The 16078-nt window shown below is 45.1% G+C and carries 12 protein-coding genes and 1 other annotated feature; all 12 genes read left to right on the forward strand.

Annotated features, from left to right (window positions below; translation table 11 throughout):
• Nucleotides 1-57: 57 nt before the first annotated feature.
• Nucleotides 58-756 (forward strand): 50S ribosomal protein L1, encoded by a 699-nt coding sequence (gene rplA, locus MY7_RS18550; RefSeq protein WP_003156431.1) that lies wholly within the window; start codon nt 58-60, stop codon nt 754-756.
• A gap of 48 nt (nt 757-804) precedes the next feature.
• Nucleotides 805-947, forward strand: a sequence feature (ribosomal protein L10 leader region).
• 63 nt (nt 948-1010) lie between these two features.
• A complete protein-coding gene (rplJ, locus tag MY7_RS18555) occupies nt 1011-1511 on the forward strand; it encodes a 50S ribosomal protein L10 (RefSeq protein WP_007410396.1) in 501 nt (166 codons plus the stop codon).
• A gap of 41 nt (nt 1512-1552) precedes the next feature.
• A complete protein-coding gene (gene rplL / locus MY7_RS18560) occupies nt 1553-1924 on the forward strand; it encodes a 50S ribosomal protein L7/L12 (RefSeq protein WP_003156436.1) in 372 nt (123 codons plus the stop codon).
• 91 nt (nt 1925-2015) lie between these two features.
• Complete coding sequence (locus MY7_RS18565) at nt 2016-2621, forward strand: class I SAM-dependent methyltransferase (protein ID WP_029325705.1); 606 nt, start codon at nt 2016-2018, stop codon at nt 2619-2621.
• A gap of 244 nt (nt 2622-2865) precedes the next feature.
• Complete coding sequence (rpoB, locus tag MY7_RS18570) at nt 2866-6447, forward strand: DNA-directed RNA polymerase subunit beta (protein WP_033897828.1); 3582 nt, start codon at nt 2866-2868, stop codon at nt 6445-6447.
• Nucleotides 6448-6509: 62 nt separating this feature from the next.
• Entirely contained in the window at nt 6510-10109 is a 3600-nt protein-coding gene (gene rpoC, locus MY7_RS18575; RefSeq protein ID WP_033897830.1) for a DNA-directed RNA polymerase subunit beta', read from the forward strand.
• 168 nt (nt 10110-10277) lie between these two features.
• Nucleotides 10278-10526 carry a 50S ribosomal protein L7ae-like protein gene (locus MY7_RS18580; protein WP_003156443.1) on the forward strand — a complete coding sequence of 83 codons (249 nt, stop codon included), beginning with the start codon at nt 10278-10280 and terminating at the stop codon, nt 10524-10526.
• A 115-nt stretch (nt 10527-10641) separates the two neighbouring features.
• On the forward strand, nt 10642-11058 hold the full coding sequence (rpsL, locus tag MY7_RS18585) for a 30S ribosomal protein S12 (RefSeq protein ID WP_003156445.1): 417 nt from the start codon (nt 10642-10644) through the stop codon (nt 11056-11058).
• A 39-nt stretch (nt 11059-11097) separates the two neighbouring features.
• On the forward strand, nt 11098-11568 hold the full coding sequence (gene rpsG, locus MY7_RS18590; protein WP_003156447.1) for a 30S ribosomal protein S7: 471 nt from the start codon (nt 11098-11100) through the stop codon (nt 11566-11568).
• Nucleotides 11569-11620: 52 nt separating this feature from the next.
• A complete protein-coding gene (gene fusA, locus MY7_RS18595; protein WP_007410399.1) occupies nt 11621-13699 on the forward strand; it encodes an elongation factor G in 2079 nt (692 codons plus the stop codon).
• A 119-nt stretch (nt 13700-13818) separates the two neighbouring features.
• Entirely contained in the window at nt 13819-15009 is a 1191-nt protein-coding gene (tuf, locus tag MY7_RS18600; RefSeq protein ID WP_007410400.1) for an elongation factor Tu, read from the forward strand.
• 103 nt (nt 15010-15112) lie between these two features.
• Entirely contained in the window at nt 15113-16078 is a 966-nt protein-coding gene (locus MY7_RS18605; RefSeq protein WP_007615238.1) for an alpha/beta fold hydrolase, read from the forward strand.

Here is a 16078-nt window from a genome sequence, read left to right on the forward strand (position 1 = left end):
CAACCCTTATTCGTGGGAGGTTATTCCGCTATAACCACATAAGGAGGAAATTTTAAAATGGCTAAAAAAGGTAAAAAGTACGTTGAAGCTGCGAAGCTTGTAGACCGTGCGAAAGCTTACGACGTCGCTGAAGCAGTGGCGCTTACTAAAAAAACAAACACAGCTAAATTCGACGCTACAGTTGAAGTTGCTTTTCGTTTAGGGGTTGACCCTCGTAAAAACGATCAGCAAATCCGCGGTGCAGTTGTACTTCCTAACGGAACTGGTAAAACTCAGCGCGTGCTTGTATTCGCTAAAGGCGAAAAAGCAAAAGAAGCTGAAGCTGCCGGTGCAGACTACGTCGGCGATTCTGATTACATCGCGAAAATCCAGCAAGGCTGGTTCGAATTCGATGTAATCGTTGCGACTCCTGACATGATGGGTGAAGTCGGTAAAATCGGCCGTGTGCTTGGACCAAAAGGTCTTATGCCAAACCCTAAAACAGGAACTGTTACATTCGAAGTAGAAAAAGCAATCGGCGAAATCAAAGCTGGTAAAGTAGAATACCGCGTTGACAAAGCTGGTAACATCCATGTTCCGATCGGAAAAGTTTCTTTCGAGGATGAAAAACTTGTTGAGAACTTCACAACAATGTATGATACAATCCTGAAAGCAAAACCGGCTGCGGCTAAAGGTGTTTACGTGAAAAACGTTGCCGTTACTTCTACTATGGGCCCTGGTGTCAAAGTAGACGCTTCTACTTTCAACGTAAAATAATATTTGACTTTAGATCAGCATTCTGATATGATTCAAAATGTTGTAAAATATAATATGTCATTTATACCGTAGACAGCAGGGGCCGTTAAGGCTTAATATCCTGCCGAGGTGTATATATATCACAGCTATTACGTTACGTATGCTTGTATATACAGCCTCCATGTCCACATGGAGGCTTTTTATATGAAATCGTCGTCACAGTCGTGATCACCTAGCGGTATAAGTGTTACACAAAATCTACAGGAGGTGTAACCATGAGCAGCGCAATTGATACAAAAAAAGTTGTTGTTGAAGAGATTGCTTCTAAACTGAAAGAAAGCAAATCAACGATCATCGTTGACTACCGCGGACTTAACGTTTCTGAAGTAACTGAACTCCGTAAACAGCTTCGCGAAGCTAACGTAGAGTTCAAAGTGTACAAAAACACAATGACTCGCCGTGCGGTTGAACAAGCTGAACTTGATGGTTTGAATGATGTCTTAACTGGACCGAATGCGATCGCATTCAGTACTGAAGATGTTATCGCTCCGGCAAAAGTTCTTAACGAGTTCGCGAAAAATCACGAAGCTCTGGAAATCAAAGCGGGCGTTATCGAAGGAAAAGTATCTTCTGTTGAAGAAGTGAAAGCTCTTGCTGAACTTCCTTCACGCGATGGCTTACTTTCTATGTTGCTTAGCGTACTTCAAGCTCCAGTTCGCAACCTTGCACTTGCAGCTAAAGCAGTTGCAGACCAAAAGGAAGAACAAGGCGCTTAATCTGATTTTACCCTAAAATAAAACAAATGGAGGAATTTCAAATGGCTTTAAATATCGAAGAAATCATTGCTTCCGTTAAAGAAGCAACTGTACTTGAATTGAACGACCTAGTAAAAGCAATCGAAGAAGAATTTGGCGTAACTGCTGCTGCTCCTGTAGCTGTAGCTGGCGGAGCTGCTGCTGGCGGCGCTGCTGAAGAGCAAAGCGAATTCGACCTTATCCTTGCTGGTGCAGGTTCTCAGAAAATCAAAGTTATCAAAGTTGTTCGTGAAATCACTGGTCTTGGCTTGAAAGAAGCTAAAGAACTTGTTGACAACACTCCAAAACCACTTAAAGAAGGTATTGCGAAAGAAGAAGCTGAAGAGCTTAAAGCTAAACTTGAAGAAGTTGGCGCTTCTGTAGAAGTTAAGTAATCTTCACTTGCCTGTAGGGGAAGCTCGCTTTTATGAGGCGGGCTTTTTCTTTGCTTTTCTTTAAGTGCCATTAAAAAAGGAGGTTCTAATAATGAGTGAACACTATTATTCAGAAAAACCTTCAGTTAAAAGCGATAAACAGACATGGTCATTTACACTGCGGAACAGATCTTATACATTCACAAGTGACAGCGGCGTTTTCTCGAAAAAGGAAGTTGATTTCGGTTCGCGTGTCTTAATTGAAGCGTTTGAAGAGCCGGAGATCGACGGTGACTTCCTGGATGCAGGCTGCGGTTACGGCCCGATCGGTCTGTCGCTCGCCGGTGCATTTACAGACCGGACCGTGCACATGATTGACGTGAATGAAAGAGCCGTAGAGCTGTCAAATGAAAATGCAGAAAAAAACGGAATAAAAAACGTTCGGATTTATCAGAGTGATTTATTTTCAAATATTGATTCTGCTCAAACATTTGCTTCTATTTTTACAAACCCCCCAATCCGCGCCGGAAAAAAAGTTGTCCATGCCATTTTTGAAAAAAGCGCTGAGCATTTAAGGGCTTCAGGTGAATTGTGGATCGTTATACAGAAAAAACAGGGCGGGCCTTCTGCCATTGAAAAACTGAAGGAGCTTTTTGACGAAGTTTCTGTGGTTCAAAAAAAGAAAGGCTATTATATCATAAAAGCAAAAAAAGTTTGACTTGAATTTTCAGCTATGTTAATATTGTAAAATGCCAATGTATATATTTTGCATGATATGCTGAAATAATCATAGTGCATGTATAAATTATACAAACATGGAAATGCTAATAAAATCGGTATTTGTTTTTGGATGTGGTTTTCTTAATTAGAAACCCTTTTTTCTTTTGTCTTGTAAAAGTATTTCTTTATCGTAAGAGATGCTTATTACACATATAATACGCATGATTTGAGGGGTGAATCAGTTGACAGGTCAACTAGTTCAGTATGGACGACACCGCCAGCGCAGAAGCTATGCTCGCATTAGCGAAGTGTTAGAATTACCAAATCTCATTGAAATTCAAACCTCTTCTTATCAGTGGTTTCTTGATGAGGGTCTTAGAGAGATGTTTCAAGACATATCACCAATTGAGGATTTCACTGGTAACCTCTCTCTAGAGTTCATTGACTACAGTTTAGGAGATCCTAAGTATCCCGTTGAAGAGTCAAAAGAACGTGATGTGACTTACTCAGCTCCGCTGAGAGTGAAGGTTCGTTTAATTAACAAAGAAACTGGAGAGGTAAAAGACCAGGATGTCTTCATGGGTGATTTCCCTATTATGACAGATACCGGTACTTTTATCATCAACGGTGCAGAACGTGTTATCGTATCTCAGCTTGTTCGGTCTCCAAGTGTATATTTCAGTGGTAAAGTAGACAAAAACGGTAAAAAAGGTTTTACCGCGACTGTCATTCCAAACCGTGGCGCATGGTTAGAATACGAAACTGATGCGAAAGATGTTGTGTATGTCCGCATTGATCGCACACGTAAGTTGCCGGTTACGGTTCTTTTGCGTGCTCTCGGCTTCGGTTCCGACCAAGAGATTCTCGATCTCATTGGTGAGAACGAATATCTCCGCAATACACTGGATAAGGACAACACTGAAAACAGTGACAAAGCGCTTCTTGAAATCTATGAGCGCCTTCGTCCCGGAGAGCCGCCTACAGTAGAAAACGCAAAAAGCTTGCTGGATTCCCGTTTCTTCGATCCGAAGCGATACGACCTTGCGAATGTAGGACGCTATAAAATTAATAAAAAGCTTCATATCAAGAACCGCCTGTTTAACCAGCGCCTTGCAGAAACACTGGTGGATCCGGAAACCGGTGAAATTCTCGCTGAAAAAGGGCAGATTCTTGACAGAAGAACACTTGATAAAGTACTGCCATACTTAGAAAATGGAATCGGCTTCAGAAAACTTTATCCTAACGGCGGCGTTGTCGAGGATGAAGTGATGCTTCAATCCATTAAAATCTATGCTCCTACCGATGCAGAAGGAGAGCAGACGATCAATGTGATCGGCAATGCTTACATCGAAGAAGCGATTAAAAACATTACGCCTGCTGATATTATTTCTTCTATCAGCTACTTCTTCAACCTCCTGCACGGAGTGGGCGACACTGATGATATCGACCATCTCGGAAACCGCCGTCTGCGTTCTGTAGGTGAGCTCCTGCAAAACCAATTCCGTATCGGTTTAAGCCGGATGGAACGTGTCGTACGTGAAAGAATGTCTATTCAAGACACAAATACAATTACGCCGCAGCAGCTGATTAACATCAGACCTGTTATTGCGTCTATTAAAGAGTTCTTCGGAAGTTCACAGCTTTCTCAATTCATGGATCAGACGAACCCGCTTGCTGAATTGACGCACAAACGCCGTCTGTTAGCTCTCGGACCGGGCGGTTTGACACGTGAGCGCGCAGGTATGGAAGTACGTGACGTTCACTACTCTCACTATGGCCGTATGTGTCCGATTGAAACGCCTGAGGGCCCGAACATCGGTTTGATCAACTCATTGTCATCATTTGCGAAAGTAAACCGCTTTGGTTTCATTGAGACACCATACCGCCGCGTTGACCCTGAAACAGGAAAAGTAACGCCTAGAATCGACTACCTGACTGCTGATGAAGAGGATAACTATGTCGTAGCCCAAGCGAATGCTAAGCTGAGCGATGACGGTTCTTTCTTGGATGACAGCATCGTAGCGCGTTTCAGAGGGGAAAACACCGTTGTAGCCCGCAACCGCGTGGATTACATGGACGTTTCTCCTAAACAGGTTGTTTCTGCTGCGACAGCATGTATTCCGTTCTTGGAAAACGATGACTCGAACCGCGCCCTCATGGGAGCGAACATGCAGCGTCAGGCTGTGCCTTTGATGCAGCCGGAAGCTCCGATCGTCGGAACGGGTATGGAATACGTATCCGGTAAAGACTCCGGTGCAGCCGTTATTTGTAAACACCCTGGTATCGTTGAACGGGTGGAAGCGAAAAACGTATGGGTGCGCCGCTATGAAGAAATTGACGGCCAAAAAGTAAAAGGCAACCTGGATAAGTACAGCTTGCTGAAATTTGTCCGCTCCAACCAAGGTACGTGCTACAACCAGCGTCCGATCGTCAGTGTCGGCGATGAAGTAGTCAAAGGAGAAATCCTTGCTGACGGACCTTCAATGGAGCTTGGTGAACTTGCTCTCGGCCGCAACGTAATGGTCGGCTTCATGACATGGGATGGTTACAACTATGAGGATGCCATCATCATGAGTGAACGCCTTGTGAAAGATGATGTATACACATCTATTCACATTGAAGAATATGAATCAGAAGCACGTGATACAAAGCTTGGGCCGGAAGAGATCACCCGCGATATTCCAAACGTAGGGGAAGACGCGCTTCGCAATCTTGATGACCGCGGAATTATCCGTATCGGTGCGGAAGTCAACGACGGAGACCTTCTCGTAGGTAAAGTAACGCCTAAAGGTGTAACTGAACTTACGGCTGAAGAACGCCTTCTGCATGCGATCTTTGGAGAAAAAGCGCGTGAAGTCCGTGATACTTCTCTCCGTGTGCCTCACGGCGGCGGCGGAATTATCCACGACGTAAAAGTCTTCAACCGTGAAGACGGCGACGAACTTCCTCCGGGAGTGAACCAGCTTGTACGCGTATATATCGTTCAGAAACGTAAGATTTCTGAAGGTGATAAAATGGCCGGACGTCACGGAAACAAAGGGGTTATCTCGAAGATTCTTCCTGAAGAAGATATGCCTTACCTTCCTGACGGCACGCCGATCGATATCATGCTTAACCCGCTGGGTGTACCATCACGTATGAATATCGGTCAGGTATTAGAACTTCACATGGGTATGGCTGCCCGCTACCTCGGCATTCACATCGCGTCACCTGTATTTGACGGCGCGCGTGAAGAAGATGTGTGGGAAACACTTGAAGAAGCAGGCATGTCAAGAGACGCTAAAACAGTTCTTTATGACGGCCGTACGGGAGAACCGTTTGACAACCGTGTATCTGTCGGAATCATGTACATGATCAAACTGGCGCACATGGTTGATGATAAACTTCATGCCCGTTCTACAGGTCCTTACTCACTTGTTACGCAGCAGCCTCTCGGCGGTAAAGCCCAATTCGGCGGACAGCGTTTCGGTGAGATGGAGGTTTGGGCGCTTGAAGCTTACGGCGCAGCTTACACGCTTCAAGAAATCCTGACTGTGAAGTCCGATGACGTGGTCGGACGTGTGAAAACATATGAAGCCATCGTCAAAGGCGACAATGTTCCAGAGCCTGGTGTTCCGGAATCATTCAAAGTATTGATCAAAGAGCTTCAAAGCTTAGGTATGGACGTAAAAATCCTTTCAGGCGATGAAGAAGAAATAGAAATGAGAGATCTAGAAGACGAGGAAGATGCGAAACAAGCTGACGGCCTTGCATTATCAGGTGATGAAGCGCCGGAAGAAACAGCATCTCCAGACGTTGAACGTGACGCAGTAACGAAAGAATAGTCTCTGATTGATAAAGGCAAGTGACATCGGTTAATCCGAAGATAAAAAGGGAGGTAGGCCCCTTGCTAGATGTGAACAATTTTGAGTATATGAACATCGGTCTTGCTTCACCGGATAAAATCCGTTCATGGTCTTTTGGTGAAGTGAAAAAGCCTGAAACGATAAACTATCGTACATTGAAACCTGAAAAGGACGGCCTGTTCTGCGAACGCATTTTCGGACCGACTAAGGACTGGGAATGTCATTGCGGCAAGTACAAGCGGGTTCGTTATAAAGGCGTAGTTTGTGACCGTTGCGGAGTTGAAGTAACGCGGGCTAAAGTCCGTCGTGAGAGAATGGGGCATATTGAACTGGCTGCCCCGGTTTCTCACATTTGGTATTTCAAAGGTATTCCGAGCCGTATGGGTCTTGTATTGGATATGTCACCGCGTGCGCTGGAAGAAGTTATTTACTTTGCTTCTTACGTCGTAACTGACCCGGCCAATACACCGCTCGAAAAGAAACAGCTTTTATCTGAAAAGGAATACCGTGCGTATCTGGATAAGTACGGAAACAAATTCCAAGCCTCTATGGGTGCGGAAGCCATTAATAAACTTCTGCAGGACATCGACCTTGTCAAAGAAGTTGATATGTTAAAAGAAGAGCTGAAGACTTCTCAGGGACAGCGCCGTACACGTGCGATCAAACGCCTTGAAGTGCTTGAAGCCTTCCGTAATTCAGGAAACAAGCCGTCTTGGATGATCCTCGACGTGCTTCCGGTTATTCCGCCTGAATTAAGACCGATGGTTCAGCTTGACGGCGGACGTTTCGCAACGTCTGACCTGAACGACCTTTACCGTCGTGTCATCAACCGTAATAACCGTTTAAAACGTCTGTTAGACCTCGGCGCGCCAAGCATCATCGTTCAGAACGAAAAACGTACGCTTCAGGAAGCAGTCGATGCTCTGATTGACAACGGACGCCGCGGCCGTCCGGTTACCGGACCGGGTAACCGTCCGCTTAAATCTCTTTCTCACATGCTGAAAGGGAAACAAGGGCGTTTCCGTCAGAACCTTCTCGGTAAACGTGTAGACTACTCAGGACGTTCCGTTATCGTCGTAGGTCCGCATCTGAAAATGTATCAGTGCGGTTTGCCGAAGGAAATGGCGCTTGAGCTCTTCAAGCCTTTCGTCATGAAAGAGCTTGTTGAAAAAGGCCTTGCTCACAATATCAAGAGCGCAAAACGCAAAATCGAACGCGTGCAGCCTGAAGTTTGGGATGTACTTGAATCTGTCATTAAGGAGCATCCGGTCTTACTGAACCGTGCCCCTACTCTTCACAGATTAGGTATCCAGGCTTTCGAACCGACGCTTGTTGAAGGACGCGCCATCCGTCTTCACCCGTTAGTATGTACAGCTTATAACGCTGACTTTGACGGTGACCAAATGGCGGTTCACGTACCTTTATCAGCTGAGGCTCAAGCTGAGGCGCGCATTCTGATGCTTGCGGCCCAAAACATCTTGAACCCTAAAGATGGTAAACCGGTTGTTACGCCGTCTCAGGATATGGTATTAGGAAACTACTACCTGACGCTTGAGCGCGCAGGAGCAGTCGGCGAGGGTATGGTTTTCAAAAATACGGACGAAGCGCTTCTTGCTTATCAAAACGGTTATGTTCACCTTCATACGAGAGTAGCTGTTGCAGCGAACTCCCTTAAGAATGTGACATTTACTGAAGAACAGCGTTCAAAATTGTTAATTACAACTGTCGGTAAGCTCGTCTTCAATGAAATTCTTCCGGAATCATTCCCTTACATGAATGAACCAACGAAGAGCAACATTGAAGAGAAGACACCTGACCGTTTCTTCTTAGATAAAGGTGCTGACGTAAAAGCTGTGATTGCTGAGCAGCCGATCAACGCACCGTTTAAAAAAGGCATTCTCGGTAAAATCATCGCGGAAATCTTTAAACGATTCCATATCACGGAAACGTCTAAAATGCTTGACCGCATGAAAAACCTCGGTTTCAGATATTCAACGAAAGCCGGCATCACAGTAGGGGTTTCTGATATCGTCGTTCTCGATGATAAACAGGAAATCCTTGAAGAAGCACAAAGCAAAGTTGATAATGTCCTGAAACAGTTCAGACGCGGTTTAATCACCGAAGAAGAACGTTATGAAAGAGTCATTTCAATTTGGAGTTCAGCGAAAGATGTTATCCAAGGCAAACTGATGAAATCATTAGACGAAGTCAACCCGATCTACATGATGAGTGACTCAGGAGCCCGTGGTAACGCATCTAACTTTACACAGCTTGCGGGTATGCGCGGTCTGATGGCCAACCCGGCTGGACGAATCATTGAATTGCCGATTAAATCAAGTTTCCGTGAAGGTCTGACAGTATTGGAGTACTTTATCTCCACTCACGGTGCGCGTAAAGGTCTTGCCGATACCGCCCTGAAAACAGCTGACTCAGGTTACCTTACACGCCGTCTTGTTGATGTTGCGCAGGATGTTATCATTCGTGAAACAGATTGCGGAACAGACCGCGGTATTCTTGCAAAACCGCTCAAAGAAGGCACGGAAATCATCGAGCGTCTGGAAGAGCGTCTGATCGGACGTTTCGCCAGAAAACAGATCAAACATCCTGAAACGGGTGCTGTGCTCATTAACGAAAATGAATTGATCGATGAAGATAAAGCGCTGGAAATCGTTGAAGCCGGAATCGAAGAAGTGTGGATCCGTTCCGCGTTCACATGTAACACTCCTCATGGTGTATGTAAACGATGCTACGGACGTAACCTTGCAACCGGAACTGATGTTGAAGTCGGCGAAGCAGTAGGTATTATCGCCGCTCAATCTATCGGTGAGCCTGGAACACAGTTAACAATGCGTACGTTCCACACAGGCGGGGTTGCCGGAGACGATATCACACAAGGTCTTCCGCGTATCCAAGAGCTTTTCGAAGCGCGTAATCCGAAAGGCCAAGCGACGATTTCTGAGATTGACGGTACAATTGCCGAAATCAATGAAGTCCGCGACAAACAGCAGGAGATTGTTGTTCAGGGCGCTGTTGAGACACGTTCATACACGGCACCTTACAACTCACGCCTGAAAGTGGCTGAGGGTGATCAGATTACCCGCGGTCAAGTGCTGACAGAAGGTTCTATCGATCCGAAAGAACTTCTTAAAGTCACTGACCTGACAACGGTTCAGGAATATCTTCTGCATGAGGTTCAGAAGGTTTACCGTATGCAGGGGGTTGAAATCGGCGATAAACACGTAGAAGTAATGGTTCGCCAGATGCTTCGCAAAGTCCGTGTGATCGATGCCGGAGATACTGATGTTCTCCCTGGCACATTGCTTGATATTCACCAATTCACAGAAGCGAACAAAAAAGTGCTGCTTGAAGGCAATCGACCTGCTACAGGCCGCCCTGTCCTTCTCGGTATCACAAAAGCTTCACTCGAGACGGATTCATTCTTGTCTGCCGCATCATTCCAAGAAACAACACGTGTTCTTACAGATGCTGCGATTAAAGGCAAGCGCGATGAACTTCTCGGCTTGAAAGAGAATGTTATCATCGGTAAACTGGTTCCGGCCGGTACCGGTATGATGAATTACAGAAAAGTAAAACCTGTTTCAAACGTTCAGCCTTCGGAAGATATGGTTCCGGCTGAATAATAGAAACTGCTGCAGGAAAGGCTGTTTCGACAGCTTTTCCTCAGTATTACAATTATTCTGGCGGGGGACTGCACTAAAAAATGTCATACGTTGTTGACATCCGTCCCGCAGAGTGATAATATAACCAAGGTGCTCGAAATAAAACCTGTTACTTTGGAGGATATGTTTATGTCTTATGATAAAGTATCACAGGCCAAATCAATTATTATTGGTACGAAGCAAACAGTGAAAGCTCTAAAACGAGGTTCAGTGAAGGAAGTCGTCGTGGCAAAAGACGCGGATTCAGTTCTTACGGCTGGCGTTATCCAGCTTGCAAAGAACCAAAATACCGCTGTCTGTATGGTGGATTCCATGAAAAAGCTCGGCAAAGCCTGCGGAATTGAAGTGGGAGCAGCAGCTGTTGCCATTATGTTATAGCGTACTTTTTGTTTTTATATAAGATATCATTCTTGTGTAAAGACATTGTTTTTTGCCTAATGATGAACCACCTGGGTATGTGGGTTATAAAACGTAATGAAGGGAGGAACACAACATGCCTACAATTAATCAGCTAATTCGCAAGGGACGCGTGAGTAAAGTTGAAAACTCTAAGTCACCTGCACTAAACAAAGGATACAACAGCTTTAAAAAAGAGCACACTAACGTATCTTCTCCACAAAAACGCGGGGTATGTACTCGTGTGGGTACAATGACACCGAAAAAACCGAACTCAGCACTTCGTAAATATGCTCGTGTTCGTTTGACTAACGGAATCGAGGTTACTGCCTACATTCCTGGTATCGGTCACAACCTGCAAGAGCACAGCGTTGTACTGATCCGCGGCGGACGTGTAAAAGACTTACCGGGGGTACGCTACCACATCGTTCGTGGCGCGCTTGATACTGCCGGAGTTGAAAACCGTGCGCAAGGCCGTTCTAAATACGGTACGAAACGTCCTAAAGCAAAGTAATCAAATAAATCATTAAAACTATGAAGGGAGGATATTCAGATGCCACGTAAAGGTCCTGTAGCAAAAAGAGATGTTTTACCTGATCCGCTTTACAACTCTAAGCTGGTATCCCGCCTGATCAACAAAATGATGATCGACGGTAAAAAAGGTAAATCTCAAACAATCCTATACAAGTCATTCGATATCATTAAAGAACGCACTGGCAATGATGCAATGGAGGTTTTCGAACAAGCATTGAAAAACATCATGCCTGTACTTGAAGTAAAAGCACGCCGTGTAGGTGGAGCTAACTACCAAGTGCCTGTAGAAGTTCGTCCTGAACGCCGTACAACTCTTGGTCTTCGCTGGTTGGTTAACTATGCGCGTCTTCGCGGAGAAAAAACAATGGAAGAGCGCCTGGCTAACGAAATTCTTGATGCAGCTAACAACACTGGTGCTGCCGTTAAGAAACGTGAAGACACTCACAAGATGGCAGAAGCGAACAAAGCATTTGCACACTACCGCTGGTAGGATTCATATAATCAAAATAATAATTCCCTAATAAGGAAGGAGAAATTACCCAATGGCAAGAGAGTTCTCCTTAGAAAAAACTCGTAATATCGGGATCATGGCTCACATCGATGCCGGTAAAACGACTACTACAGAACGGATCTTGTTCTACACAGGCCGTATCCACAAAATTGGCGAAACTCACGAAGGTGCTTCGCAAATGGACTGGATGGAGCAGGAACAAGAACGCGGTATCACAATCACTTCTGCAGCAACGACTGCACAGTGGAAAGGTTACCGTGTAAACATCATCGATACACCGGGACACGTAGACTTCACAGTTGAAGTTGAACGTTCACTCCGTGTACTTGATGGTGCGGTTGCCGTACTTGATGCTCAATCAGGTGTTGAGCCTCAGACAGAAACAGTATGGCGCCAAGCAACAACTTACGGAGTACCGCGTGTTGTATTTGTCAACAAAATGGACAAAATCGGCGCAGACTTCCTTTACTCTGTAGGCACTTTAAGAGACCGTCTTCAAGCTAACGCTCACGCAATTCAATTGCCGATCGGCGCTGAAGACAACTTCGAAGGTATCATCGACTTAGTAGAAAACGTTGCGTATTTCTACGAAGATGACCTTGGAACTCGTTCAGATGCGAAAGAAATCCCTGAAGAGTACAAAGAACAAGCTGAAGAGCTTCGCAGCAGCCTGATTGAAGCTGTAGCTGAGCTTGATGAAGAGCTTATGGAAAAGTACCTTGAAGGTGAAGAAATCACTATCCCTGAACTGAAAGCTGCTATCCGTAAAGGTACACTGAATGTTGAATTCTACCCTGTACTTGTTGGTTCTGCTTTCAAAAACAAAGGTGTTCAGCTTGTACTTGATGCTGTTCTTGACTACCTTCCTGCGCCAACTGATGTTGCTGCAATCAAAGGTGTACGTCCTGATACAGATGAAGAGATCGTTCGTCATTCTTCTGATGAAGAGCCATTCTCTGCACTTGCATTTAAAGTTATGACTGACCCTTATGTCGGTAAGCTGACATTCTTCCGCGTATATTCCGGTACACTTGATTCCGGTTCATATGTAAAGAACTCTACAAAAGGCAAGCGTGAGCGCGTAGGACGTATCCTTCAAATGCACGCTAACAGCCGTGAAGAGATCTCTACTGTTTACGCTGGAGACATCGCAGCTGCTGTAGGTCTAAAAGATACTTCTACTGGAGATACTCTATGTGATGAGAAGGATCTTGTAATCCTTGAATCAATGGAATTCCCAGAGCCTGTTATCGACGTAGCGATTGAGCCTAAATCAAAAGCTGACCAAGATAAAATGGGTATCGCTTTAGCGAAACTTGCTGAAGAAGATCCTACATTCCGTACACAAACAAACCCTGAAACGGGTCAAACAATCATCTCTGGTATGGGTGAGCTTCACCTTGATATCATTGTTGATCGTATGAAGCGTGAGTTCAAAGTTGAAGCTAACGTTGGTGCTCCTCAAGTTGCGTACCGTGAGACATTCCGTACCGGTGCAAAAGTTGAAGGTAAATTCGTACGTCAATCAGGCGGACGCGGTCAGTTCGGTCACGTTTGGATCGAATTTGAACCGAACGAAGAAGGCGCTGGCTTTGAATTCGAAAACGCAATCGTCGGTGGTGTTGTTCCTCGTGAATACATCCCAGCCGTACAAGCAGGTCTTGAAGACTCTCTTGAAAATGGTGTCCTAGCCGGATTCCCGCTAATCGACATCAAGGCGAAACTTTTTGATGGATCTTACCATGATGTTGACTCAAACGAAATGGCGTTTAAAGTCGCTGCTTCTATGGCATTGAAAAATGCAGTCAGCAAATGTAACCCAGTTCTTCTTGAACCAATCATGAAAGTTGAAGTTGTTATTCCTGAAGAATACATGGGAGACATCATGGGTGATGTTACTTCTCGTCGCGGACGCGTAGAAGGTATGGAAGCTCGCGGTAACGCTCAAGTTGTGCGTGCGATGGTACCTCTTGCTGAAATGTTCGGTTACGCTACTGCCCTTCGTTCTAACACGCAAGGACGCGGTACGTTCACAATGTTCATGGATCACTACGAAGAAGTGCCGAAGAGCATCGCTGAAGAAATTATCAAAAAAAATAAAGGCGAATAATTGATTTTGCCACTTAACTCAAGTATAACTACTATTGTAAGATGAGGAAGTGAGAGCTTGCTTTCACTTTCTATCACTCTATACATTACTAATTAAAAGCTCTTAAGGAGGATTTTAGAATGGCTAAAGAAAAATTCGACCGTTCCAAATCACATGCCAATATCGGTACAATTGGACACGTTGACCATGGTAAAACAACATTAACTGCTGCTATCTCAACAGTACTTCATAAGAAATCTGGTAAAGGTACAGCTATGGCGTACGATCAAATTGATGGTGCTCCAGAAGAACGTGAGCGCGGTATCACAATCTCTACTGCACACGTTGAGTACGAAACTGACACTCGTCACTATGCACACGTTGACTGCCCAGGACACGCTGACTATGTTAAAAACATGATCACTGGTGCTGCGCAAATGGACGGAGCTATCCTTGTAGTATCTGCTGCTGATGGCCCAATGCCACAAACTCGTGAGCACATCCTTCTTTCTAAAAACGTTGGTGTACCATACATCGTAGTATTCCTTAACAAATGCGACATGGTAGACGACGAAGAGCTTCTTGAGCTTGTTGAAATGGAAGTTCGCGATCTTCTTAGCGAATACGACTTCCCTGGTGATGATGTACCAGTTGTTAAAGGTTCTGCTCTTAAAGCTCTTGAAGGTGACGCTGAGTACGAAGAAAAAATTCTTGAACTTATGGCTGCAGTTGATGAGTACATCCCAACTCCAGAACGCGACACTGACAAACCATTCATGATGCCAGTTGAGGACGTATTCTCAATCACTGGTCGTGGTACAGTTGCTACTGGCCGTGTAGAACGCGGACAAGTTAAAGTCGGTGACGAAGTTGAAATCATCGGTCTTCAAGAAGAAAACAGCAAAACAACTGTTACAGGTGTTGAAATGTTCCGTAAGCTTCTTGACTACGCTGAAGCTGGAGACAACATCGGTGCACTTCTTCGCGGTGTAGCTCGTGAAGATATCCAACGTGGACAAGTACTTGCTAAACCAGGTACAATCACTCCACACAGCAAATTCAAAGCTGAAGTTTACGTTCTTTCTAAAGAAGAGGGTGGACGTCATACTCCATTCTTCTCTAACTACCGTCCTCAGTTCTACTTCCGTACAACTGACGTAACTGGTATCATCAATCTTCCAGAAGGCGTAGAAATGGTTATGCCTGGAGATAACACTGAAATGATCGTTGAACTTATCTCTACAATCGCTATCGAAGAAGGAACTCGTTTCTCTATTCGTGAAGGCGGACGTACAGTTGGTTCAGGCGTTGTTTCTACAATCACTGAGTAATCGACTCGTTCATTAATGCGGGGTCCCTTATGGGGCCTCGTTTTTTTGTTTCCCCGCTGATTCCATGTATAATAGAACGTATACAAATTTTAGGAGCAGACCGATGGACGATAACTTCAAGAAAACCAATCGTATTTCAATGCTTCAGCAATTGCTGATTAATGGCAGTGAACAAACCGTTATGATTAATGGTGATGACAGGAGTAATCCGCTGCTTTTGTTTTTGCACGGCGGTCCCGGCACGCCTCAAATCGGCTATGCGAGAAAATACCAGAATAAGCTGGAAAAGCATTTCACCGTTGTGAACTGGGATCAGAGAGGGGCGGGTCTCTCTTATTCAAAGGAAATTCCGGGTTCATCTATGACTTTGGATCAGCTGACAGCCGATACCATTCATTTGACCGAACGCTTATGCAAGCAATTCAGCAGGCAAAAAATATATATCGCCGGCTATTCGTGGGGGTCAGTTCTGGCGCTTGATGTTCTTCAAGAGAGACCTGATTTGTATTATGCGTATATCGGTATCAGTCAGGTGGTTAATATTCAAAAGGAAGAAATGGAAGCTTACCGGCTGATGATGGAATGGAGCAGGCAACGCAAACATTTCCTGCTGGAAAAGACGCTGCGCTTTATCGGAGCGCCTCCATGGGAGAAACAGTTGCAGCGATCGTTATTTCTGCTTTGTATCGAGATGAGGGGAGGGGGCTTTACCCATCATCCGATCGGTGCTCTTAAAGCAGGGGGGCGAATGCTGTTTGGTGAACCGTACGGTGTGAGAGGGAGCTTCTTAGCCGCGCGGGGACAAATGTTCAGCCTGAAACACCTGTGGGAGGATCTCATTTTCTTTGATGCCGGGGAATCAGTTTCTTCTATTATAATACCGTGCTGTTTTATGTCAGGGAGATACGATTTGACGGTCCCGGGGACGACGTCTTATGAATATTATCAGAAGGTTGATGCGCCGTATAAAGAATGGCATTGGTTTGAGAACTCAGCCCATTCGCCTCACTTGGAAGAGCCGGATCGCTTTGCCGAAGTTGTCAGCCGGTTCGCATCGTTCCATCTCTGA

The sequence above is a fragment of the Bacillus sp. 5B6 genome (assembly GCF_000259405.1).
GTDB lineage: Bacteria > Bacillota > Bacilli > Bacillales > Bacillaceae > Bacillus > Bacillus velezensis.